General features: G+C 65.7%; 1 protein-coding gene. It reads right to left on the bottom strand.

Annotated features, from left to right (window positions below):
- The coding region (locus EOA60_RS36040; RefSeq protein ID WP_245502720.1) for an ATP-binding protein at positions 1–645 on the bottom strand (645 nt) is incomplete at both ends.

The raw sequence follows: 645 nt of genomic DNA, 5'->3' as shown, positions 1-645 counted from the left end.
GATGTTGGGGGCGATGGTCAGGCGGAGGCCGAGCCCGCCGGTCTCGCGGTTGCGCGACTGTTCGAGGCGCACGAAGGAACCGAACACCTGATCCAGCTTTGCCTGCGGAATGCCCGGCCCTTCATCGCGGATGCTGAGCGTGATTGTATCGCCAGAGCGCTGCACGCCGATATGCGCCTTCTTGCCATAGGTGACGGCGTTCTGGACTAGATTGGTGATGCAGCGGCGCAGCGCCACCGGCCGCGCGATGCAGACCAGGCCGCGCGAAGGCGTGGCGTCCTCGTCGAACGAAGCGTCCTCGAACATGTCGGCGACCGCCTCCACCAGCGACCAGAAGTCGATCCGCTCGGCCTTTTCCTCGGTGACCTCGAATTTGGCGAAGTCGATCACCGAGCTTGCGATGCTCTCGATGTCGGCAAGGTCATGCGCCAGCGCTTCACGGGCCGGCGATTTGCGCAGCAGCTCGAGACGCAATCGCATCCTGGTCAGCGGCGTGCGCAAATCATGCGCCAGTGCCGCCGCCAGGTGCTCGCGGTCCTCGACATAGTCGCGCAGGCGCATCTGCATGGCGTTGACCGCCTTTGCCGCGGCGCGGATCTCGCGGCTGCCGGTCTCGGCGATGGGCGGGCTTTTGAGGTCCTTGCC

Origin of the sequence: Mesorhizobium sp. M1A.F.Ca.IN.020.06.1.1 (genome assembly GCF_004023265.1) — a bacterium.
Taxonomy (GTDB): Bacteria; Pseudomonadota; Alphaproteobacteria; order Rhizobiales; family Rhizobiaceae; genus Mesorhizobium.
This window is presented reverse-complemented; position numbering and strand designations above follow the sequence as displayed.